The organism is Streptomyces sp. NPDC093801, from assembly GCF_040701585.1.
Classification (GTDB): domain Bacteria; phylum Actinomycetota; class Actinomycetes; order Streptomycetales; family Streptomycetaceae; genus Streptomyces.
Genome location: NZ_JBFBDP010000052.1, coordinates 1 through 22,684, shown reverse-complemented (window position 1 = coordinate 22,684; position 22,684 = coordinate 1). Strand labels below are relative to the sequence as shown.

Sequence of the window (22,684 nt, the reverse complement as noted above, 5' to 3'; positions counted from 1 at the left end):
CCTCACGCGTGGGTGGTGGGACGGCCGGTTCGCCGTCAGGGCTGGGGACTGGGCTGCGCGCCGTTCGGCGCGGCGGGCGGCTGGCCGGTTCCGTAGGTCACCGGGAGGCCGGCGGGGGCCGCTCCGGTGGGCGCGACCTGGAGGGTCTTGAGTGCGAACTCCATGACCGTCTTGTAGATCGGGCCGCAGATCTGGCCGCCGAAGTAGCTGCCCTTGGTGGGGTTCTGGATGGCGCAGTAGACGGTGATCCGCGGGTTGTCGGCGGGGGCGAAGCCGGCGAAGGAGGCGGTGTAGCCCTTGTAGCGGCCGGTGGCCGGATCCACCCGGTTGGAGGTGCCGGTCTTGCCTCCGACCCGGTAGCCGGGGATCTTCGCCTTGGTTCCGGTGCCCTCCTGGTCGTCGACCACGGACTCCAGCATCTCGGAGAGGCTCTTGGCCGTCTCCTGGCTGATGACGCGGGTCCGTTCGGGCGCCGGGGCCGGGGTGAAGCGGCCGTCGGGGCCCTTGGTGCCGCGGACCAGGGTGGGGGTGATGCGGACGCCGCCGTTGGCGACGGTGGAGTAGACGGAGGCCGCCTGCATCGCGTTGAGGGACAGGCCCTGGCCGAAGGGGATCGTGTACTGCTGCGAGGTGGACCAGGCCTCCGGCTTGGCGAGGATGCCGCGGGACTCTCCGGGGTAGTTGAGGCCGGTGGGCCGTCCGATGCCGAATTTGTCCAGGTAGGAGTACAGGACCTTGTTGGCCTCGGGCTGGGTGGCGCCGAGCTGCCCGGTGGCCAGGATGGTGCCGATGTTGGAGGACTTGGCGAGGACTCCGTTGAGGGTCAGGTACCAGGTGGGGTGGTCAATGTCGTCCTTGAAGAGCCGGTCGCCGCGGTGCAGCCGGTTGGGGACCTCGACGTGGGTGTCGGGGGCGGCCTTCTTCTCCTCCAGGACGGCGGCCATGGAGATCACCTTGGCGGTGGAGCCGGGCTCGTACACGTCCTGGAGGGCGGCGTTGCCCATGGCGGTGGAGCGGGCCCGGGTCAGGTCGTTGGGGTCGAAGCCGGGGGCGTTGGCCATGGCGAGGACCTCGCCGGTGCGGGTGTCCTGGACGACGACGTAGCCGCGGTCGGCGCCGGACTTCTCGACCTGCTCCGCGATGGCGCTCTGGGCGGCCCACTGGATGTCGCGGTCGATGGTCAGCTCGATGTCGTCGCCGGGTACGGCGGGCTTCTCGTGGGACCCGGCGGTGGGCACGCGGCGGCCGCCGGACTGGGCGTAGGTGATCTCGCCGTCCTTGCCGGCCAGCTTCTTGTCGAGGGCGGACTCCAGCCCGCCCCCGCCCTTGCCCTCGGCGTTGACGTAGCCCAGTATTCCGGCGGCGAGGTCGCCGTTGGGATACACGCGCTTGCTGCTGTTCTCGTTGAAGACCCCGGCGATGACGTTGGCGCCCGGCCCGTTGTGGCGCTTGTCGGCGGCGGCCTTGTCGGCGAAGAGCTTCTTGAGGTCCTTGATCTGGTTCCAGACCTGGGGGGTCTGCCGGCGGGCCAGGACCACGTAGCGGGTGTCCTTGGTCTTCAGCCGGGCGGCGATCTCCTTGGCGTCCTTGCCCAGGATCGGCGCGAGGAGGGCGGCGGCCTGCTCGGGGGCGTCGGGGGCCTTGCTCTCCTGGGGGGTGAACATCTTCGGGTCGGCGGTGATGTCGTACGCGTCGACGCTGGTGGCCAGGGCGACGCCCTTGCGGTCGGTGATCTCCCCGCGCTCGGCGGCCAGGACGTAGCTGGCGAAGCGGTTCTCGGTGGCCTTGGCGGAGTACGCGGAGGCGTCCACGGCCTGCACCTGGAGGAGCCGGACGACGAAGGCGAGCATCACGAGGGTGAGCCCGACGCCGACCAGGCGCAGCCGCGGCCTGGGGCTGCCGAGCCGGATCGTGTGCGGGGTGCGCTGCGCGGGCGGCCGCGCGCCGGTACGGGGCCTGCCCGGGCCCGGTACCCGTCGCGGGGGCTCCTTGGGGCTCACCGGCGGGCTCCGCCGCGCCACGCGGGGGCTGCGCCCAGCGCCTCAAACGCCCGCGGGGCTGGAATCTCGCTGCGCGAAATCCAGCCCGCTCGGCGTTTGAGCGCACCGGGCGCGCAGCGCCCGGAACGGGGTCCGGGGCGGAGCCCCGGGGAACGGCGGAAGGGCGGGGCGGGGAGAAGTCCCGCAGGGAACCGCGTCACGACGTCACCTGCCTGGGGTCGGGGTGGGCAGCGGGGTACCGCTCGCGGCGGGCTGGGCCGGACCGTCCGGGTTCTGGGCGGCGGCCGGGGCCGGCGGCGGCGTGGGCGTCGGGGTCGGCGAGGGCGGCGGCGGGGCCTCGGCCGTGGCGGGGGTGCCGGCGGTCTTTCCGTCGGGGCCGAGGAAGACGGGGCTGCCGCCGGGCACCAGGCCCAGCTCGCGGGCCCGCCGCTGGAGGGCGTCGGGGGCGGAGTAGCCGTCGACGTCCCGCTGGAGCGCCTGCTGCTCGTCGGTCAGCGCGGTGGTCTCCTTCTTGAGCCTGCTCAGCTGGAAGGAGCCCTGGTTGAGCGCCGAGTTCAGCAGCAGCAGGCTGATCAGGCCGCCGGCCAGCAGTGCCACGACCAGCAGCACGAACGGCATCCTCGCCGCCTGCCGGGCGCCGCCGGGGCCGGCCCCGGCGGGGCGGGGCCGGACGAGGCGGGCCGCCTGCCCGCGGGTCAGCGTGGCCACCTTCCCGGCCCTCCCCGCCTTCCCGGCCTTGGTCACGGCTGCGCCTCGCGGATGCGTTCGACGCCGCGGAACCGCGCCGGGGCGGCCCGCCGGTTCTCGGCGATCTCCTCCTCGGTGGGCAGTTCCGCGCCGCGGGTGAGCAGCTTCAGCCTCGGCTGGTACTTCTCGGGTACCACGGGCAGCCCGGGCGGGGCGGTGGAGGTGGCGCCGGCGGTGAAGACCTGCTTGACGAGCCGGTCCTCCAGGGAGTGGTACGACAGGACCGCGATCCGCCCGCCGACCGAGATCCGGTCGACGGCGGCGGGGATGGCCCGCTCCAGGCCGGCGAGCTCCCCGTTGACCTCGATGCGCAGGGCCTGGAAGGTCCGCTTGGCGGGGTTGCCGCCGGTGCGCTTGGCGGCCTGGGGCAGCGCGTCGCGGATCAGCTCGACGAGGCGGGCGCTGTTGGTGAAGGGCTCCTTCGCGCGCTCGCGCACGATCGCCGAGACGATCCGCTTGGCCTGCTTCTCCTCGCCGTACTGGCGCAGGATGCGGACCAGCTCGCCGGGGGCGTAGGTGTTGAGGACCTCGGCGGCGCTGATGCCGGTCGTCTGGTCCATGCGCATGTCCAGGGGTGCGTCCTGGGCGTACGCGAACCCGCGGTCGGCCTCGTCGAGCTGCATGGAGGAGACGCCGAGGTCGAAGAGGATCCCCTGGACGGCGGGGAGTCCCAGGCCGTCGAGGACCTCGGCGAGGTCGGCGTAGATCGCGTGGACCAGGGTGGCCCGGTCGCCGAAGGGCGCGAGCCGCTCGCCGGAGAGCCGCAGGGCCTCCTTGTCGCGGTCGAGGCCGATCAGGCGCACCTCGGGGAACCGGGTCAGCAGGGCCTCGCTGTGGCCGCCGAGGCCGAGGGTGCAGTCGACGACGACGGCCCCCGGCCTCTCCAGCGCCGGGGCCAACAGGTCCAGGCACCGCTGGAGCATCACCGGGACATGTCGGGACTCGCTAGTCAAAGCGCCCTCTCAGATAACGGCGCGGCAGGCATACGCCGCGCCGCGCACGCGGAGTGTTACCAGGGGGCCGGGCGGCCGGTGGGGCCGGGCTCCGGCCGGTTCGCGTCACTTTAGTGCAACGCCCGCCCCGGTCAACGAACCGCCCCGCGCGCGGTGCGCCCCCGCTCCGGCGCACCCGCAAATGCCGCGAATCACCCGGACGGCGGCCTCCTTCCCACTCGTGTGGGTTAGCTCACCACAAGCATCGTTGACCTTCTTTGTGCATCCTCACCCCCTGTCCGGACAGCCCGTGACCACTACCGTCGTAGGCATGACGACTTCCGCATCCCTGCCCGCACACTCCGCGTCCGCGGCATCCGGCGGCGACTCCGTCACCGACCGGCTCGTCGCGGCCAACCGCCGCTACGCCGCGGAGTTCGCCGACCCCGGCATGGACGCCCGCCCCGTCCTGCACGTGGCCGTCGTGGCCTGCATGGACGCCCGTCTCGACCTGCACAAGGCGCTCGGCCTGGAGCTCGGCGACTGCCACACCATCCGCAACGCCGGCGGGGTGGTCACCGACGACACCATCCGCTCGCTCACCATCAGCCAGCGCGCCCTGGGCACCCGGACCGTGATACTGATCCACCACACCGGCTGCGGTCTCGAAAGCCTGACCGAGGACTTCCGGCACGAGCTGGAGGACGAGGTCGGCCAGCGCCCCGCCTGGGCGGTGGAGGCCTTCCGCGACGTGGACCAGGACGTGCGCCAGTCCATGCAGCGGGTTCGCACCAACCCGTTCCTGCCCCACCGGGACGATGTGCGAGGCTTCGTCTTCGACGTGCACACCGGGCTCCTGCGGGAGATCGATCCGGCCACCTGAGTGACACAGCGCCGGACGCCGTCAAGAATGCGGTGGGACGTCGCCCGGAACCCCTCAGGGGCGGTGTCCGTGTTTCGGGGTGGGCCGGACCGTGTGCCATGCGCGTCGGCCCTGGGAAAGGGCCGAGGAGAACCAGGTGACCACGTACGACGACCGAGCGAGCCTCGCTGATCTGACCAGCACGGCCGAGCGGGTCCGCCAGTCGGTCGAGCGCGTGATCGAGGGCAAGCCCGAGGTCGTCCGCCTCGCGCTGGTGGTCCTGCTGGCCGAGGGCCACCTGCTCATCGAGGACGTGCCCGGCGTCGGCAAGACGATGCTGGCCAAGACCCTGGCCAAGTCCATCGACTGCTCGGTCCAGCGCATCCAGTTCACCCCGGACCTGCTGCCCTCGGACATCACCGGCGTCAGCATCTACGACCAGCAGCGCCGCGAGTTCGAGTTCAAGCCCGGAGCGATCTTCGCGCAGATCGTCATCGGCGACGAGATCAACCGGGCCTCCCCCAAGACGCAGTCGGCGCTGCTGGAGTCGATGGAGGAGCGCCAGGTCACCATCGACGGCACCACCTACGCCCTGCCCAGCCCCTTCATGGTCGTCGCGACCCAGAACCCGGTCGAGATGGAGGGCACCTACCCCCTCCCCGAGGCCCAGCGCGACCGCTTCATGGCCCGCGTCTCGGTCGGCTACCCCAGCCCCGAGGCCGAGCTGGAGATGCTCGACGTGCACGGCGGGCTCTCCCCGCTCGACGACCTCACCGCCGTCGCGCACGCCCACGACGTCGTCAAGCTGATAGACGCCGTCCGCGAGGTGTACGTCGCGGCCCCGGTCAAGCGCTACGTCGTCGACCTGGTCTCCGCCACCCGCAGCCACCCCGACCTGCGCCTGGGCGCCTCCCCCCGCGCCACCCTGCACCTGCTGCGCGCCGTGAAGGCCTCCGCCGCCCTGTCCGGCCGCGACTACGTGCTGCCCGACGACGTCCAGCAGCTGGCCGCGCCCGTCCTCGCGCACCGCCTCCTGCCCACCGCTCAGGCCCAGCTGAACCGGCGCACCGCCGAGCAGGTCGTCCACGACATCCTCCAGCGCACCCCGGTGCCCGCCACGCACACGCGCGGCGAGGTGCCGCCCGGCGCGGGCGCCCGGAGCTTCTGATGGGCGCCGGTGCCCCGCACGGCGCCGGCGGGCAGGCCGGGAACCCCGGAGGGGTACGCGCCTCGCTGTCCGGGCTGACCACCCGGGGCCGCTCGTTCCTCGCGGCCGGGGCCGCCGCGGCCGTCTGCGCGTACGTCCTCGGGCAGGGCCAGCTGCTGCGGGTCGGACTGCTGCTCGTCGCCCTGCCGCTGATCTGCGTCGTCGCCCTGCACCGCACCCGCCAGCAGGTCACCGCGGGCCGCCGGCTGAGCCCGCCGCGGGTGCCCGCCGGCGGCGAGGCCCGGGTGCAGCTGCGGCTGGAGAACGTCTCCCGGATGCCCACGGGACTGCTGATGCTCCAGGACCGGGTGCCCTACGTCCTCGGGCCCCGCCCCCGCTTCGTGCTGGACCGGGTCGAGCCCGGCGGCCGCCGCGAGGTGTCCTACCGGGTCCGCTCCGACCTGCGCGGCCGCTACCCGCTGGGCCCGCTCCAGCTGCGGCTGACCGACCCCTTCGGGATGGTCGAGCTGACCCGCTCCTTCAGCGCCTACGACACCCTCACCGTCGTCCCGCGCACCCAGCCCCTGCCCGCGGTCCGCATGACCGGCGAGGCGGGCGGCCACGGCGACGGCAACCGCCGCTCCCTGGCCCTGGCCGGCGACGACGACGTGATCCCCCGCACCTACCGGCGCGGCGACGACCTGCGCCGGGTCCACTGGCGCTCCACCGCCCGCTACGGCGAGCTGATGGTCCGCCGCGAGGAACAGCCCCAGCGCAGCAAGGCCACCGTCCTGCTGGACACCCGCTACCTCGCCCACGAGGGCGCCGGCCCCGACTCCGCCTTCGAGTGGGCCGTGTCGGCCGCCGCCTCCACCCTGCTGCACGTCCTCGAACAGGGCTTCGCGGCGCGGCTCCTCACCGACACCGGCGACTCGGTGCCCGGCGCCGGCGCCTTCGCCGGCGGTACCTCCGGCACCGGCCCGGAGTCCGCCGAGGCGGCCGGGCTGATGATGGACACCCTCGCGGTCGTCGGCCACTCCGAGGGCAGCGGCCTGGGCCGCGCCTACGACGCCCTGCGCGGCGGGACCGGCTCCGGCCCCTCCGGCGGCGACGGACTGCTGGTCGCCTTCTTCGGCGACCTCGACGACGAACAGGCCGAGATGGCGGCCCGGATGCGCCAGCGCAGCGCGGCCGCGCTCGCGTTCGTCCTGGACCCCGCGCTCTGGACCGGAGCGCCCTCACAGGTGGAGGAGCGGCTGCGCAGGCTGCGGGACGCCGGCTGGACGGCCCTGGCCGTCCCGCCCGGCGCCGCCTTCCCCGAACTGTGGAGACAGGCCGGGAACGCCCCCCTCAGCATGCGGACCCCCGGAGGCACGGTATGAGCGGGCGGGCGCGCGTGACGCTGTTCGCGACCCTGGCGACGCTGCTGACCTCCTGGTCGCTGGCCCCGCTGGTGGAGACCTCCGGCTGGCTGCTCCAGGCGGCGCTGCTGCTGGCCGTGCAGGCCGCGGTGGGCGCCGGGGCGCGGCGGGTGCCGCTGGCCCGGTGGCTGACCGTGGGCGCCCAGCTCCTGGTGTCGCTGCTGCTGCTCCTCTTCCTCTTCGCGGGGAAGGCCGAGTCCACCGGGAGCGGGCCGCTGGCCTTCCTGGTCACCGACTTCGCCGGGCTGTTCCAGCAGGGCGTGCGGGACGTGGGCGAGTTCGCCATACCGGCGCCGCTGACGGACGGCATCCGGCTGCTGCTGCTGGCCGGGGTGCTGGCGATCGGGCTGCTGGTGGACTTCCTGGCGGTGACGATGCGGTCGGCCGCGGCGGCCGGGCTGCCGCTGCTGGCGCTGTACTCGGTCGCCGCCGGGCTGTCGGCCGGGCGGGGCCAGACCTGGCTGGCGTTCCTGCTGGCCGGCGCGGGCTACCTGATGATGCTGCTGTCGGAGGGCCGCGACCGGCTGGCCCAGTGGGGCCGGGTCTTCGGCGGGGCCCCGGGCGCCCGTACGCCCGCCTCCGCCGGCTCCGGTTACGGGGCCAACGGGGCCGGGGGCACCCGCGCCGTGGCGCCCGTGCGCACCGGGCGGCGGATCGGCGCGGTCGCGCTGGGCCTGGCACTGGCGGTGCCGGCCGCGCTGCCGGCGCTGGGCGGCGGGATGCTCGGCACCCCGGGCGAGGACTCCCCCTCGGCCGGCGGGGGCGGCGGCACGATCTCGGCGGTGAACCCGCTGGTCTCGCTGCAGAGCAGCCTGAACGCGCAGGACAACCGGGTCGTCATGAAGTACCGCACGGACAGCCCGCAGCTCGGCGAGCAGTACCTGCGGATCCTGGCCCTCGACGAGTTCAACGGGGTCAAGTGGGAGGCGTCCGCCCGCCCGCTGACGGACGTCCCGCAGCGGCTGCCGAACCCGGCGGGGCTCGCCGAGGAGGTCCGCGCGACCGCGGTCGAGGTGCGCACCACCGTCTCGGCGGCGGACACGTACGCCCAGCGCTACCTGCCGATGCCGTACCCGGCCACGCAGGTCGACATCGGCGGGAAGTGGCGCTTCGAACCGGCCGGCCGGACCCTGGTCGGGGACCAGCTGGCCAAGGACCGCTTCCAGAACGTGCAGGGCGCGCAGTACACCGTGCGCAGCCTGCTGCTGCGGCCCACGGCGGAGCAGCTCCAGTCCGCGCCGCCCGCCAACGCGGCGGTGCACGCCGAGTACACGAAGCTGCCGGACAACCTGCCGCCGGTGGTGGCGGAGACGGCGCGGCGGGTGACGCAGGGCGCGAAGGACGACTACTCGCGGGCGGTCAAGCTCCAGGACTTCTTCGCCGTGACCGGCGGCTTCCGCTACGACACGAAGGTGTCCTCGGGCACGGGCTCGCAGGCCATCGTCCGCTTCCTGGAGGACAAGGAGGGCTTCTGCGTCCACTTCGCCTTCTCGATGGCGGCGATGTCGCGGACGCTGGGCATCCCGGCGCGGGTCGCGGTCGGTTTCACCCCGGGCGAGAAGCAGTCCGACGGCACGGTGAACGTCTCGATGCGGGACGCGCACGCCTGGCCGGAGCTGTACTTCGAGGGCGTGGGCTGGACCCGGTTCGAGCCGACGCCCCGCTCGGGCATCACGGTGCCGGAGTACAGCCGCCCCGAGGCCCCGGCCCCACAGCCGTCCGCGTCGTCCGCGGCGCCCTCGCAGTCGGCGTCGGCCCCGGCGCCCGCGCCCTCGCAGGCCGAGGCGTGCCCGCCGGAGCAGAAGAGGCTCGGCGAGTGCGGCGGGCCGGTGGACCGGCAGGGCACCGGGTCCGGGCCCGGCGGGGTGTCGGCGGGCACGGTCCTCGGCTGGACCGCGGTGGCGCTGGTGGTGGCCGGGCTGCCGCTGCTGCCCCTGCTGTGGCGGCGCCGGGTGCGCGAGCGGCGGCTGGGCACGGGCGACGTACTGGCCGCCTGGCGGGAGCTGGGCGACTGCGCCTGGGACGTGGGCATCCCGCCCGACGAGGCGCTGTCGCCGCGCGGCGCGGCCGGGCGGGTCGTGCTGCTGGGCCGGCTGGAGGGCGGGGCCGCCGAGGCGGTGCACCGGGTGGCGGGCGCGGTGGAGCGGGCGCTGTACGCCCCGCCCGGCGCGGACGTCTCGTACCCCGGGCTGGCCGCGGACGTCCGTGCGGCCCGGGCGGCGCTGCTGGCCGGGGTCGGCCGCGGGGCCCGGCTGCGGGCGCTGCTGCTGCCCCGCTCGGGGGCGCGGGTGGCCGCCGCCGCTTCGGCCCGGCTGTCGGCGGCGTCGGCCGCCCTGTCACGCCTCGCGGGCCGCGCCCGCCTGCCGCTGCGCGACCGGGGCTGAGGCCACCGGGGGCCGTGTCCTGGGGGCTCCGCCCCCGGGACACGCGCCTCGGACGCCGGCGGGGCTGCGTACGGCCCGCGCGGCGTTCGAGCGCAACGGGGTCCGGAGCCCGCCCCGGGGAACGGAGGAAGGCCGGGGCGGGGAGAACGGAAAACGCCGGTGCGTCCGGGCTCGTTCCCCCCGAGCCCGGACGCACCGGCGTTCTGTTTCCCCGGGCGGTGGCCGGTCCGCTCCGCGGCCCCGTGTCCGCGGTGCGGTCCGACCCGCCCTTGTCCCCAACCCCCAGTCTGCTGTTTCCGCAGGTGGGAGCCCATCCGTACGCGTACTCATCTGTGCGCCTAGGTACGGATACTCAGTTCTACGCCGCCCGGCCCCCCGGGCGGCACCGCCGACCGGGGGTCACCGGCTCCCGCTCACGCGCCCCCGCAGCAGCAGCGACAGCGCCGAGTGGACGTCGTCCAGCGAGCGCTCGCTCTGGAAGGCCTGCCAGTCGAGCGCGGCCACCAGCACCATCCCGACCAGCGCGGCCGCCGTCAGCGGCACGTCGATCTCGGCGCTGAGCTCGCCGCGCTCGACGCCCTCGCGCAGCACCGACTCGACGACCGCCACCGCCTGGCCCCGGACCACCATCAGGGTGCCCTGCCAGGCGCGGTTGGTCCGCCAGAGCTCGGCGACGTAGAGCTGGGTGAAGGCCGGGTACCGGTGGATGAAGACCAGGCCCGCCCGGATCATCGCGTCGAGGGCCTCGATGCGGCTGCCCCCGCGCGCCTCCGTCTCGTCGGCCGCCGCCCGCAGCGAGGCGGTCAGCAGTCCCACCCCGTGCCGCAGGAGCTCCTCGAAGAGCTCGGTCTTGCTCGCGAAGTTGTAGTAGACGGTGCCCTTGGCCACGCCCGCCCGCTCGGCGATCTCGTCGACCGTGGTCGCGGAGAAGCCCTGCTCCGCGATGAGGGTGACGGCCGCTTCGTACAGCTTCTGTCGCGTGGCCTGCCGCCGGGCCCCGCCGGCGGTGGTGCTGCTGCTTTCCATGGCGCTGATTCTCACAGGTCAACAGCCCCTTACAGGCTCAGTTCCGGGTGCAGCCGGTCCATCGTCCACACCTGCTTGCCGCGGGCGGCGAGGGCGGTGAGGGCCAGGGCTCCGGCCGTGAAGGCGACCAGGACCAGGCCGCCCTGCCACACCGGGGTGAGGTCCCCGCCGGTGATGAGGCGGCGCAGGCTCGCGACGATGTACGACATCGGCAGGTACGGGTGGATGGCGTTGAAGAAGTCCGGGCTGGTCTGGACGGGGTAGGTGCCGCCCGCCGAGGTCAGCTGGAGCATCAGGACGGCGAGGACCAGGATGCGGCCCGCGGCGCCGAACTTGGCGTTGAGCCACTGGATGATCGCCGCGAAGCAGGCGGTGACCAGGACCAGGAACCCGATGGTCAGGGCCGGGTGGGCCATCTTCAGCCCGAGGCCCCAGTGCAGTACCGACATCAGCGCGCCCACCTGCGCGGCGCCGAGGCCGACCACGGGCAGCCAGCCGGCGAAGGCGATCCGCCAGGCGGAGGCGCCGGCGGCCAGGGCCCGCTTGTTCATGGGGGCGATCAGCATGTAGGCGACCATCGCGCCGACCCACAGGGAGAGCGGGATGAAGTACGGGGCGAAGCCGGTGCCGTAGTTGGGCGCCTTGTGCAGGGGGTCGCTGGCGAGCTGGACCGGGTCGGCCATGACCTGCGTACGGGCGTCGCGCTGCCGCTGGTCGTAGTCCGGGATCTTGCCGGCGCCGTCGTGGAGGCCTCCGGCGAGTTCGCCGGTGCCGTCGACCAGCTTGACCATGCCGCCGCCCAGCTGCTGGGCTCCGTTGCCGAGCTTGCCGACGCCCTCGCCGAGCTTGCCGGAGCCGCCGGCGGCGGAGCCGATGCCGTTGTGGAGCTTGACCATGCCGTCGGCGACCTTGTGGGCGCCGTCGTTGAGGGCGTTGGCCTGGGCCACGGCCCCGTTGAGGTCGCCGGCGAGGCCGGGGGCCTTGTCGGCGAGCTCGCGGGCCTTGTTCTCCAGGTTGGTCAGCTGCTCCTTGAGCTTGGCGAGGTCGCCCTTGGAGTTGCCGAGGACGGTGTTCACGTCACCGGTGAGCAGGGCGGCCTCGGCCGCGTCGTCCTTGATCTTCTTCTGTGCCTCGCAGAGGCCCGCGGGCAGCTGCGGGGCGGGCTTGGCGCAGTACTGGCCGTAGGTGGAGTCGGCGAGGCCCGACAGGCGCTTGGCGGCCGCGGCGGCGCCCGGGGCGTGTTCGGCCGCCTTGTCGAGGTGGTTGTTGACGACGTGGGCGGTGTCGGCGACCAGCTTGGCGGTGTCCGCGAGGTTCTTGGGGTCCTTGACGAAGGGGCGGGCCTTGTCGGCGGCGCCGTTCGCCAGGTCGGCGACCTTCTGGGTGCCCTCGGCGATCTGCCGCGTACCGGTCTCCAGCTGGCCGGCGGCCGAGTTGAGCTTGTTCAGGCCCCCGGTGAGCTCGCCGGACTTCTCCTTGGCCGTGTCGAGGCCGTCGGCGAGGTCCTGGGCGCCCTGCTGGGCCTTGCCCGCGCCGTCCTTGAGCTTGTCGGCGCCGTCGGCGGCCTCGGCGGTCTTGTCGTGCAGGTCGGAGAAGGAGACGAAGATCTTGTCGAGGAACTTGCGGGAGGCCTTGGTGGAGGCGGCCGAGCGGACCTCGGAGAAGACGGTGCGCGAGATCGAGCCCACGATGTAGTTGTTGGCGTCGTTCGTGCGGACCTGGAGGGCCCCGGTGGTGGGGTCGGCGCCGCCGCTGGAGGCGATCTTCTCGCTGAAGTCGGCGGGCATGGTCAGGGAGAGGAAGTACGTGCCGTCCTCCAGGCCCTTGGCGGCCTCGTCGGCGCTGACCACGCGCCAGTCGAAGGTCTTGCGCTCGCGCAGGTTCCTGGTGATCTCCCCGCCGACGTCGAGGTGCTCGCCGCCCACGGTGGCGCCCTTGTCGGCGTTGACGAGGGCGACGGGGACGTGGTCGAGGCGCTTGTACGGGTCCCAGAACGACCACAGGTACAGGGCTCCGTAGAGCAGGGGCAGCAGGAGCAGCGCGACGAGGGCGGCCCGGGGGAGCTTCCCCCGCCCGAACCGCTTCAGCTCAAGCGCGGCCAGTTTCGGCGAGCGCATCGTCCGCCTCCTTCGTGTCGTCGTCTGCGTCTGCGTCTGCGCCGGTTCCGGTGCGGTCCGCGGCCTCGGTGTCCGGCTTGGCGCCCGGCTTGAAGCCCGGCTTCGCGCCCGGCTTCGCGTCCGGCTTGACGCCCGGCTCCGCCTCCGGCTTGGTGAGGGAGGGCGCGGCGGCCTTCTCCCCGGGTTCCGTTCCGGCTTCCGGTCCTGCCGGGCGGGAGGTGCCCCAGGTGACCTTCGGGGTCTCCGCGCGGGGTGCCGCGGCCCGCTCCGGGGCGGGTGCCGCCCCGGCCGGCGGGCCCGTGCGGACCACCGTGGCGTCGTCGGGGGCCTCGCTGCACACCGCGACGACGGTGGTCCCCCGGGCCGCGACCGAGCGGAGCACCGCCCAGGCCTCGGCGCGTTCGGCGTCCGAGAGCTTGAGGTCGAGGTCGTCGAGGGCCAGCAGGCGGGGGGCGCCCAGCAGGGCGATGGCCACGGAGAGCCGGACGGCCTCCAGCCGCTCCAGGTCCCGCACGGAGGTGCGCGGGCCCTTGGGCAGGCCGGCCGGGTCGAGTCCGACGACGGCCAGGGCTTCCTCGATCCGCGCCGGGGCCGGGGCGCGGTGCGCGCCCCGCGGGCGCAGCAGGGCGCGCACGGGGGCCTCGTAGCGCCGCTGGAGCATGGCGCCCTCGTGCAGCTGCTCGGCGACGGTGAGGGCCTGGTCGAGGTCGTTGACCCCGGGGACCGGGCCGAGCGCGGCGATCCGGCGGACCGCGGCCATCTTCTTCGGCAGCCGGTGGCGGCCGATCTCGGCGTGGCCCTCGGTGGCCTTCATCCGCCCGGTGAGGGCGAGGAGCAGGCAGGTGCGGCCGCTGCCGGAGGGCCCTTCGACCGCGATGAGCGAACCGGGTGCGGCGTCGATGCCGATGTCGCGGAAGACCCAGCCGCGCGGGCCCTTGAGTCCGAAGCCCTCGGCCTTGACGGCGGCTCCGTGCGGGCTGTCCACGCCCTCCCCCTCCTTTTGAACTGACCAGTCAGTTCAAAAACTAGCAGGTGCGGGGCCAAGGTCGGTACAGGAGGGGGTGTCGGTTCGCACATGATGTGGCGAAATCTCGCGGGAGTTGGCAAACGAGTGGCGAGTTCTCATCTGAACTGGCGAGCCTGAATGCGTGAGCAAGCAAATGCGAAGCGTGACGGGCGGGGCTCCGGCGAGGGTCAGGGGCTTCGAGGTGAGCTATTTGGGGGGTGATGGGGTGGAGCGTCGGATGCCGCTGGCCGTGGCCGCGCGGGTGCGGTTCGAAGACGGCCGCCCTGTACGCGAGTTCCCCTCGTTCCGAGGTCAGCGGAACTATCCGGGTCTGTACTGGTCGGCGACGGCCGGGACTCATGTCGGCTACGAATCTTGGCTGGAACGTGATCACCTGATGGCGCTGGACTTCGACCCGCAGGTGTCGGCCGTCGCCTCCCAGCCGTTGTGGTTGTTCTGGGACAACGCCGAGGGCAAGACGGTGTCCCACGCGCCGGACTACTTCGTACGACGCGCCGACGGCTCGGTGCTGCTGGTCGACTCCCGACCCCAAGAGCGTCGACCGACGCGGGACCTGGAGAAGTTCGCGGCGACGGAACAGGCCTGCGCGGAGGCCTGTTGGTCGTACGCCCTGTGGGGCGAGTTGGACCCTGTGGAGGTCCTGAATCTGCGGTGGCTGGCCGGCTACCGGCACCCTCGCTGCTTCAACGCCGAAGCTGCCGTACGGCTGAGGGAGTTCTTCGCAGTCCCCGGGCCGCTGATGGAGGGCGCCGAGTGCGCGGGTGATCCGATCGCCGTCCTGCCGGTGCTGTTCCACCTGATGTGGCGCCAGGAACTGGTCTGCGACCTGTCGGCGTTGCTCGGGGGCCGCACGGTGCTGCGGCTGGCCGGGGAGGGTGAGCTGTGAGGGCCCGCCCGCTGCTGCACGTCGGGGACCGGGTGGTGTTCGCCGGAGTGGAGCACACGGTGGTGGCCGTCGTCGGGACGACGGTGCGGCTGCTGTCTGCCGCCGGGGAGCCGTCCGCGGTGCTGATGGCCTACCTGTTCGCCGCCGCCGACTTCGAGGTGATCGGCTCGGCGCCGGTGGCGCCGCTGACTTCTCAGGGTCTGTTGGAGGGGCTGCCGAAGGAAGTCGCCGAGGCCGCTTGCCGGTGGGAACGCCACCTGGTGGAGGTGGAGACCGGGCTTGCCCCGGATGCGCCCGCCGGGACGCTTCCGCGGCCGGAGTACGACCCTGCGGCGCGTTCGATGGCCGAGCGGGAGACCGCGAAGGCGGCGGAACTGCGGGCGGCCGGGGTGCGGGCCGAGCGGCGGACGGTTCAGCGGATGCGCCGCCGCTACCGGGAGGAAGGGCTGTGGGGTCTGGTCGACCGGCGTTACGCGGCCAGGCCGAGGCCGACGGGGAACGTTGATTCCCGCGTGGTGGCGGCCACCGTCGCGGCGATCGAGTCCCAGACCGACACGTCCACGGGCACCAAGGCCCGGATGCTTCGGCAGGTCGAGCGGTTCGTGGCCGAGGAGTACGGGCCGGCGGTCGCGATGCCGTCGCGGGCGACGTTCTACCGGCTGGTGGACGCGCTCTCGGCGGGCCGGCACACCTTCGGCTCCGCACTGACCCGGCGGTCGATGGCCAACCGTCCGTCCGGCGTGTTCTCCGCGACGGTGGCCGCGCGGCCGGGTGAACAAGTTCAGATCGACACCACCCCGCTGGACGTGATGGCCGTCATGGACGACGGCGTTCTGGGCCGCACGGAGCTGACGATCGCGGTGGACATCGCCACGCGGACGATCTGTGCGGCGGTGCTCCACCCGGCGGGGGCGAAGGCGGTGGATGCCGCGCTGATGCTGGCCCGCATCGTCGTCCCGGAGCCGGTACGTCCGGACTGGGACGAGTCGTTGCGGATGTCTGCGTCCCTGATTCCGCACGCCCGCCTGGTCGACATCGACACCCGGTTGCAGCTGACGGCCGCGAAGCCGGTGATCGTGCCGGACACGATCGTGGTCGACCGGGGCCGGATCTACCTCTCGGAGACGTTCTTGCGGGCCTGCCGCACCCTGGGCATCTCGGTGCAGCCCTGCCACCCCCGCTCGCCCGCCGAGAAGGGCGTGGTGGAGCGGACGTTTTCCTCGATCAACTCGCTGTTCTGCCAGCACCTGGCTGGCTACACCGGCCGGGACACGACCCGTCGCGGCAGCGATGTCGAGAGCCGGGCGGTCTGGCCGGTCGCGGATCTCCAGGACCTGTTGGACGAGTGGATCGTGGCGGGCTGGCAGACGCGCCCGCACGAGGGCCTGCGCCACCCGCTCGCCCCGGGCCGACCGCTGTCGCCGAACGAGGCGTATGCCGCGATGGTCGCGGCGGCGGGATACGTGCCGGTCACGCCCACGGGCGAGGACTACGTGGAGATGCTGCCCGCCCTGCGGCGGCGCATCAACGACTACGGCGTCCAGATCGACTACCGCACCTACAACAGCCCGCAGCTCGCGCCCTACCGGCGCCGGGCATCGGGGGCTCATGACGGTGCCTGGGAAGTCCACTACGACCCCTACGACCTGACCCGGGTCTGGGTCCGTGACCACCACAAGGGCGGTTGGATCACTTGCGAGTGGACTCAGCTGCCGCTGATCCGGCAGCCGTTCGCCGACTTCACCTGGCGCTATGCCCGCAAGGTCGCGGCGTCCCGGGGCGTCGACGCGACCAACGAGTCTTCGGTGGCCGTGGTGCTGGCGGGCATCCTCAAGCGCGCCGAGGACGGGCCGGGGCCGGAGCGGCGGGCCACGGCCAAGGCCCGCGCCGCCACCGCGATGCCCCGCAGACTGCCGTCCGCCCTGCGGCCGGCTCCGGTCATCGAGGAGCCGGACGACGAGGACGAGGTGACCGGCGGTGCCGCCGAGGCTGTGGCCATTGGTGAGGTCGTGCCGTTCGGGCTGTTCGACCCCTTCGCCGAGGGGGAGGACCAGTGAGCCACGAAAGTGAGGGGATGCCGCCACTGGCCAGCCTGGACGGCTGGCGGACGTTCATGTCCCAGAGCCTGCCCGAGCCGCCCGCGCTGCTGCCCGAGGCCGCATGGCAGGGGCTCGACCGCGTCGAGCGGGCCGTCTATGACCAGGCCCGCACCGGCTACCACGATGAACTGCTGCTGGTCAGCACCCCGGCGATCCGCAGGATCACCACGACGGGGATGAAGCTGATCGCCCGCAACGGGCGCCGTCAGACCGGCCGCAAGGGCTTGATCGTGTCCGGGCCGTCCGGCACCGGCAAGACCACCTCGGTCTCGCAGCTCGGTAAGCGGCATCAGCTCGCGGTTGACCGTCGCTCCCCCGTCGACATCAGCGGCGAGCGGGTCCCGGTCGTCTACATCGTCACCCCGCCCGCGGTGAAGCCCCGCGATCTGGTGGTCGAGTTGGCCGCGTTCCTCGGCCTGCCCTACGCCTACCGCGAGAGCCCGCAGGTGATCACCCACAACGTGATCTCCGTGCTCCACAAGGTCGGCTGCCGCCTGATCGTCGTGGACGAGATCCACAACCTGGACCTGGCCACCCGCAACGGCCAGGACGCTTCCGACCAGCTCAAGTACCTGTTCGAGCAGATCCAGGCGACGTTCGTCTACGCCGGGGTGAACGTCAGCGAGAACGGTCTGTTCTCCGGCCTGCGGGGCCGCCAGCTCGCGGGGCGGTTCATCACCCTGCACACCGGACCGTTCGACCACGACACCGTCCAGCAGCGAGAGGACTGGGAACGGGTCGTGGCCACCATGGAAAGCACCCTGCGGCTGCACCGCCACACCACCGGAACCCTCCGCAAACAGGCTGCCTACCTGCACCGCCGGACCGGCGGCATGATCGGCAGCCTTGACCAGCTGATCTACGAAGCCGCAAACGACGCCATCGCCGACAGCACCGAGAAGATCACCAAACGGCACCTCGAAGCCGTCGTCCTCGACACCGCCGCCGAGGAGGCCCGCCGATGAAGCGATGGGAACGGCCTGCCCGCCCGCTGCCCCTGCGGGCCCGGCCCATGAAGAACGAGACCGTGGTGTCCTTCGTCGCCCGGCTCGCCGCCGCGAACGACTTCCCCGTCTCGCTACTGCTGCGGACCATCGGGGACTGCGTCCCCGGCAAGCACGTCCTTGACCGCGACGCCCGGATGAACGCCGACGCGCTGGACCGCCTCGCCGTGCTCTCCCGAACCCCCGCCGAGAACCTGCGCCGGGCTCTGCCCACACTTCGCACCGCGCCCCAGTACGTCCCCCTGCCCACCGGCCGGCCAGTGCTCCGGTTCTTCCGCGGAGACCCGCACCCGCTCCTGGCCTGCCGGATCTGCACGCTCCAGCACGGCCCGGCCACGCCGATCGCCTGGGAGTACCGCACCTCGCACCAGTTCGTCTGCCTGACCCATGCCCTCTGGATCGGCGACGGCCACCACGTGGACCTGCGGCCCGCCCCGGAGATCATCGCCGCCCAGGTCCAGTACGCCGAGCTTGCCGAGCTGATCACCTACGAGTCGACGTGCAGGGCCCTGGCCGGCGCATGGCAGATGACGTTCCGCTGGCTGAAGGAGAAGCGGCACCCCGCCCTGATCACGCGCTGGGCGACCCGGGCCGACGCGCTCGGCACCGGGCAGATCACCGGATGCGTCCGCTTCCCCGAGGTGGTGAGCCTGATGGAGGTAACCGGCGACCCCGAATGGCGCCGACACGTCGCGATGGTCGAGCCCTTCGACCTCAAGAGCTTCTACCACCACACCGCCCGCCGGCTCGGCATCGCCCCCGACGCCTTCACCACCGGCAACACCTACTCGGACCCCCTCACCGAGTGGGTCCGCATCCTGCGGCACCGCTTCGCCACCATCCGCGACGAACTCTGGCGAGTCCACTACCGGCAACCCGACTGGCGAGCCGAGCCGACCCCCTTCCCCGAAAGTTGCCACTTCGAATGAGAAAGCCGACCCCCGAATGTCTCACCACACGTGGCGAACCCCAGCTCACAGCCCCGGCATCTCGCCAGGTCAAACGAGACCCGACAGGGGGACTTTGGGGGTAAAGGCACAGGTCAGGGCGATTGTCAGTGGGGGGCGTCACGATGGATCCACGCAACAACGGACGCACCACCCGGTATCACCGCCGAGCACCACGCAACGACAGGAGGTTCGTCATGGCCACACCGTCCCCGTCCCCTGTCCACCCCGTCCCGCGCAGGTCGGCCGCACCCCCGGCCGCCCTGGACCTGCTCGCCAAGGCCCGCAGCGGCCTGGCCGAGGCGGCCCTGCTGTCCCGGCCCAACGAGCGGTACGCCACCGCCCACCTCGCCGCCCTGCGCACCGCCGCGGCGGTGCTCGCCGCCCGCGGCCGGCCCGAACCCGTCAACCCCAGGCGGCGGCCCAGGATCCGCAGCGCGTGGGAGGTGCTGCCGGAGATAGCGCCGGAGCTGGCCGAGTGGAGCGCCCTGTTCGCCTCCGGCGCCGCCCGCCGGGCCCGGGCCGAGGCGGGCATACGGGACGCGGCCACGGGACGGGACGCCGACGACCTCGTACGGGAGGCCGGGATGTTCCTGCGCCTGGTGGAGCGGATGCTCGCCCTGCAGCCCGTGGCACAGCCCCTGCCGCAGCCGCGTCCGGAGCGTCCGGACGCGGGATGAGCTGCGCGGTCGGCCGAGGCAATAGGGTGGGGCACGTACCGCACCCCGCCACCCATGCCGCCGAGGAGTCATCAGCCGTGTCGGACACTTCCCGCCCCCGTGCCTCCCTCCGCACCGCCGTGGTGTGGGAGGTCCTCAAGGAGGCCCTCGACCGCCGGGTGAAGGCGACCGGGCGGGATGTGCTGGACGTCCTCGACACCGGCGGCGGCACCGGCAGGTTCGCCGTGCCCGTCGCCCGGCTCGGCCACCGCGTGACCGTCGTCGACCCCAGCCCGAACGCGCTGTTCGGGCTGGAGCGCCGGGTCGCCGAGGAAGGCGTCGCCGACCTCGTGCGCGGGGTCCAGGGCGACGCCCAGGGCCTGCTGGACGTCGTCGAGCGGGACGCCTACGACGTGGTGGTCTGCCACGGCGTGCTCGAGTACGTGGACGACCCGGCCGAGGGCGTGGCCAACGCCGTCGCCGCGCTGCGCCCCGGCGGCGTCCTCAGCCTGCTCGGCGCCGGCCTGGGCGGGGCCGTCCTGGCGCGGGCGCTGGCCGGGCACTTCACCGAGGCCCGCACCGCGCTCACCGACCCGGCCGGGCGCTGGGGCGCCGGCGACCCGGTGCCGCGCCGCTTCACCGCCGAGCAGCTGGCGGAGCTCGTCGGCGGGGCCGGCCTGGAGGTCGGCGCCGTGCACGGCGTGCGGATCTTCGCCGACTTGGTGCCCGGCGTGCTGGTGGACACCGAGCCGGGCGCGGTGGAGGCGCTGATGCGCCTGGAGGAGGCCGCCGCCGAGCTGCCCGCCTTCCACGCCGTGGCCACGCAGCTGCACGTCCTCGGCGAGAAGCCCGCCTGATCGGCGGGCCCGGCCGGGGCGACCTCCTCGAGACCCCTCCGTTTCCTCGCCGTGACCCGTATGATCGAACCACCGCACGGCATGGCGGACCGCTCATCGGGGAATAACCGCCCCAAGGGCCGCGCTGGTGACGGTACGTTTCACCCAGTGCTTGTCCACGCAGTGGTTTTCTCGCTCAGCGATTTGCAGAATGTGGCGTAGAGGGCGGGTATCACGGGGGCGATTCCCCGCCTATCCTGAAGGGGACCCCTGGTCGCTACCCCCCGCGACCGACGGATGAGGAGGACTCCCGTGCCGCTCTCGGAGCACGAGCAGCGAATGCTCGAGCAGATGGAGCGAGCGCTGTACGCCGAAGACCCCAAGTTCGCGACAGCGCTTGAGGGCAGTGGACTGCGCACGTACACCCGGCGACGGGTCTACCAGGCAGTCGTAGGCATTGTGGTGGGTATCGCGCTCCTCATGACCGGTGTGATCTGGCAGGAAGTGCTCTGGATCAGCGTGGTGGGATTCCTCGTCATGCTGGCCTGTACGGTCCTCGTGGTCACCGGTTGGCGCAAGGCACCCAAGCCCGGCGAGCAGCCCGTCTCCGGAAGTGCAGGCGGTTCGGCCCGCGGGCAGAACCGGCAGCGTCGGTCGATGATGACCCGGATCGAGGAACGGTGGCAGCGCCGCCGTGACGAGCAGGGGCACTAGCCCCCGCACCCGTTTTCCGTCCGCTGAGGGGGCGGCCGCGCGATGGCGGCCGTCCCCTCGCGGCTTTCCTCCGCCGATTCCCCCGCCCGGGCTCCCCGGCTTCCCGCGCTGCGGCATGATGCCGGTGTGAGTGTGCTCCCCCTGGTCTTCACCAGCGGCTGGGCCAGCGGGATCAACGCCTACGCCGTGGTCCTCCTGCTCGGCCTCTTCGGCGCGACCGGCCTGACCGACGAGGTCCCGGCCTCCCTCCAGCGCACCGACGTGCTCGTCGTGGCGGGCCTGCTGTTCCTGTGCGAAGCGGTCGCGGACAAGATCCCGTACGTGGACTCCGTCTGGGACTCCGTCCACACCGTGATCCGCCCGGCCGCCGGGGCCGTGGTCGGCGCGCTCCTGGCCGGGCAGAGCGGCTCCCTGCCCGAGATCGCCGCCGGGGCCCTGGGCGGCTCCACGGCACTGGCCAGCCATGTCGTCAAGGCCGGCACCCGGATGGCCGTCAACACCTCCCCCGAGCCGTTCAGCAACATCGTGCTGAGCGGCGCCGAGGACCTCGGCGTCGCCGGCATCGTCACCTTCGCCATGTTCCACCCGACGGCCGCCGCGGTCGTCGCGGCCGTCCTGCTCGCCACCGGCATCGCGCTGCTGGTCTACCTCTGGAGCCGGATCCGCCGCTTCTGGCGGCGACGGGCCCAGCGCCGCGAGGAGAAGCGGATGGGTGCGGTCCGGGGGGCACCGCCGTACTGACCCGCTGACCTCGCTCGATGGGCGCGACGCCCGCTCGATAGGCTCAGCGCCATGGCAAGAATTGCGGTGATCGGCGCCGGCATGGGCGCGATGGCGACGGCGGCCCGGCTGGCGGTGGCGGGCCACCGGGTGACGGTCTACGAGCGCGGCTCCACGTACGGCGGCGCGCTGGGCCGGTACGAGCGCGACGGCTTCGCCTTCGACACCGGACCGGGGCTGCTCCACCTGCCCGCCGTCTACCGCGACCTGTTCGTGAAGACCGGCAAGCGGCCGCTGGAGGACTGCGTCGGCATGGTCCAGGTGGACCCGGCCGTCCGGCACGTCCTCGACCACGCCTCCGTCACCCTCCCCGGCACCTCCCGGGGCGGGGTCGCCGCCGCCCTCGACGGGGCCTTCGGCGCCGGCGCGGGCGAGCGCTGGAACGACCTGCTGGGCCGTGCCCGCGACACCTGGGACGCCACCCGCCGCCCCCTGCTGGAGGAGCCGCTGCGCCCCGACTGGCAGGTCCTGGGCCGCGACCCCTACCCGGCGCTGCGCGGGAGCGGCCTGCTGCGCCGCCGCCAGCCGACCCTGGCCGAGGTGGCCCGGCGCGAGCTGGGCGGCGGGCTCGGGGAGCTGCTGCGCGGGCGGGTCCTGGCGTACGGGCTCGACCCCGACTCGGCGCCCGCCGCCGCCGCGGCCCTGCCGTACATGGAGCAGACCTTCGGCAGCTGGTACGTCCGGGGCGGCATGCGCGAGCTGGCCACGGCCGTGTACGAGCGCTGCCGGGAGCGGAAGGTGGAGTTCGTCTTCGGCGCCGCCGTGAAGGGCGTCGTGGCCCGGGACGGGCGGGCGGCCGGGGTGCGGCTGGCCGACGGCACCGAGGCGGAGGCCGACTCCGTGGTCTGCGGGATCGACCCGAGGCAGCTCCCGGCCGGCACCGTGTCCTGGCCGCGCGGCAGCGTGCAGGCCCGCGGCGGCTCGGTGCCCGGCCGGCTGACCCTGATGCTCGCCCTGCGCGGCGGGCGGCCCGAGGACGCCGTCCACCGCACGCTGGTGCACTCCCCCGGCTCCGCCGCCGTCCAGCTGGTCACGGTGCTGCGCCCGGACGACCCGTCCACCCGGCCCGACGCGGACCACGAGGCGGTCACCGTCA

19 protein-coding genes are annotated in these 22,684 nt (G+C 73.3%); 13 read left to right on the top strand and 6 right to left on the bottom strand.

Annotated features, from left to right (window positions below; genetic code table 11):
• Positions 1–35 precede the first annotated feature (35 nt).
• From AB0469_RS37635 to rsmH, 3 genes are all read right to left on the bottom strand, one after another.
• Positions 36–2,000, bottom strand: coding sequence for a penicillin-binding protein 2 (locus AB0469_RS37635; RefSeq protein ID WP_366456085.1), 1,965 nt, complete (start codon positions 1,998–2,000; stop codon positions 36–38).
• A 204-nt stretch (positions 2,001–2,204) separates the two neighbouring features.
• A complete protein-coding gene (locus AB0469_RS37630) occupies positions 2,205–2,699 on the bottom strand; it encodes a hypothetical protein (protein ID WP_366456104.1) in 495 nt (164 codons plus the stop codon).
• A gap of 41 nt (positions 2,700–2,740) precedes the next feature.
• On the bottom strand, positions 2,741–3,670 hold the full coding sequence (gene rsmH / locus AB0469_RS37625; RefSeq protein ID WP_042820154.1) for a 16S rRNA (cytosine(1402)-N(4))-methyltransferase RsmH: 930 nt from the start codon (positions 3,668–3,670) through the stop codon (positions 2,741–2,743).
• A gap of 340 nt (positions 3,671–4,010) precedes the next feature.
• Here rsmH and AB0469_RS37620 point away from each other — a divergent pair, with 340 nt between their 5' ends.
• The 4 genes from AB0469_RS37620 to AB0469_RS37605 all read left to right on the top strand — a co-directional run bounded on the left by AB0469_RS37620 (position 4,011) and on the right by AB0469_RS37605 (position 9,493).
• The gene (locus AB0469_RS37620; RefSeq protein ID WP_366456084.1) at positions 4,011–4,562 is read left to right on the top strand and encodes a carbonic anhydrase; all 552 of its coding nucleotides are present in this window, start codon (positions 4,011–4,013) and stop codon (positions 4,560–4,562) included.
• Positions 4,563–4,698: 136 nt separating this feature from the next.
• Complete coding sequence (locus AB0469_RS37615; RefSeq protein ID WP_366456083.1) at positions 4,699–5,709, top strand: MoxR family ATPase; 1,011 nt, start codon at positions 4,699–4,701, stop codon at positions 5,707–5,709.
• Positions 5,709–7,070: a DUF58 domain-containing protein gene (locus AB0469_RS37610; protein ID WP_366456082.1), complete on the top strand. Its 1,362-nt coding sequence runs from the start codon at positions 5,709–5,711 to the stop codon at positions 7,068–7,070. The genes AB0469_RS37615 and AB0469_RS37610 overlap by 1 nt, the downstream gene beginning before the upstream one ends.
• Positions 7,067–9,493 carry a DUF3488 and transglutaminase-like domain-containing protein gene (locus AB0469_RS37605; RefSeq protein ID WP_366456081.1) on the top strand — a complete coding sequence of 809 codons (2,427 nt, stop codon included), beginning with the start codon at positions 7,067–7,069 and terminating at the stop codon, positions 9,491–9,493. The genes AB0469_RS37610 and AB0469_RS37605 overlap by 4 nt, the downstream gene beginning before the upstream one ends.
• A gap of 399 nt (positions 9,494–9,892) precedes the next feature.
• Here the strand turns inward: AB0469_RS37605 and AB0469_RS37600 are convergent, their stop codons facing one another.
• The 3 genes from AB0469_RS37600 to AB0469_RS37590 are packed head-to-tail and all read right to left on the bottom strand — an operon-like array spanning position 9,893 to position 13,621.
• On the bottom strand, positions 9,893–10,519 hold the full coding sequence (locus tag AB0469_RS37600; protein WP_366456080.1) for a TetR/AcrR family transcriptional regulator: 627 nt from the start codon (positions 10,517–10,519) through the stop codon (positions 9,893–9,895).
• A 29-nt stretch (positions 10,520–10,548) separates the two neighbouring features.
• A complete protein-coding gene (locus AB0469_RS37595; protein WP_366456079.1) occupies positions 10,549–12,636 on the bottom strand; it encodes a YhgE/Pip domain-containing protein in 2,088 nt (695 codons plus the stop codon).
• Positions 12,608–13,621 carry an ATP-binding cassette domain-containing protein gene (locus AB0469_RS37590; protein ID WP_366456078.1) on the bottom strand — a complete coding sequence of 338 codons (1,014 nt, stop codon included), beginning with the start codon at positions 13,619–13,621 and terminating at the stop codon, positions 12,608–12,610. Before AB0469_RS37590 ends, AB0469_RS37595 begins: the two co-directional genes overlap by 29 nt.
• Positions 13,622–13,880: 259 nt before the next feature.
• Here AB0469_RS37590 and AB0469_RS37585 point away from each other — a divergent pair, with 259 nt between their 5' ends.
• The 9 genes from AB0469_RS37585 to AB0469_RS37545 form a co-directional block, all read left to right on the top strand.
• Entirely contained in the window at positions 13,881–14,549 is a 669-nt protein-coding gene (locus tag AB0469_RS37585) for a TnsA-like heteromeric transposase endonuclease subunit (protein ID WP_366456077.1), read from the top strand.
• On the top strand, positions 14,546–16,606 hold the full coding sequence (locus AB0469_RS37580; RefSeq protein WP_366456076.1) for a Mu transposase C-terminal domain-containing protein: 2,061 nt from the start codon (positions 14,546–14,548) through the stop codon (positions 16,604–16,606). Before AB0469_RS37585 ends, AB0469_RS37580 begins: the two co-directional genes overlap by 4 nt.
• Positions 16,603–17,613: a TniB family NTP-binding protein gene (locus AB0469_RS37575; RefSeq protein WP_366456075.1), complete on the top strand. Its 1,011-nt coding sequence runs from the start codon at positions 16,603–16,605 to the stop codon at positions 17,611–17,613. Before AB0469_RS37580 ends, AB0469_RS37575 begins: the two co-directional genes overlap by 4 nt.
• Positions 17,610–18,581, top strand: coding sequence for a TniQ family protein (locus tag AB0469_RS37570; protein ID WP_366456074.1), 972 nt, complete (start codon positions 17,610–17,612; stop codon positions 18,579–18,581). Before AB0469_RS37575 ends, AB0469_RS37570 begins: the two co-directional genes overlap by 4 nt.
• 215 nt (positions 18,582–18,796) lie before the next feature.
• Positions 18,797–19,279: an SAV_6107 family HEPN domain-containing protein gene (locus AB0469_RS37565; protein ID WP_366456073.1), complete on the top strand. Its 483-nt coding sequence runs from the start codon at positions 18,797–18,799 to the stop codon at positions 19,277–19,279.
• A 77-nt stretch (positions 19,280–19,356) separates the two neighbouring features.
• Complete coding sequence (locus tag AB0469_RS37560; RefSeq protein ID WP_366456072.1) at positions 19,357–20,115, top strand: methyltransferase; 759 nt, start codon at positions 19,357–19,359, stop codon at positions 20,113–20,115.
• 291 nt (positions 20,116–20,406) lie between these two features.
• The gene (locus AB0469_RS37555; protein WP_042819942.1) at positions 20,407–20,808 is read left to right on the top strand and encodes a DUF3040 domain-containing protein; all 402 of its coding nucleotides are present in this window, start codon (positions 20,407–20,409) and stop codon (positions 20,806–20,808) included.
• A 126-nt stretch (positions 20,809–20,934) separates the two neighbouring features.
• Positions 20,935–21,549: a DUF4126 domain-containing protein gene (locus AB0469_RS37550; RefSeq protein WP_366456071.1), complete on the top strand. Its 615-nt coding sequence runs from the start codon at positions 20,935–20,937 to the stop codon at positions 21,547–21,549.
• Between the two features lie 51 nt (positions 21,550–21,600).
• Positions 21,601–22,684: FAD-dependent oxidoreductase (locus tag AB0469_RS37545; protein ID WP_366456070.1), on the top strand; the 1,084-nt coding region annotated here is incomplete at its 3' end.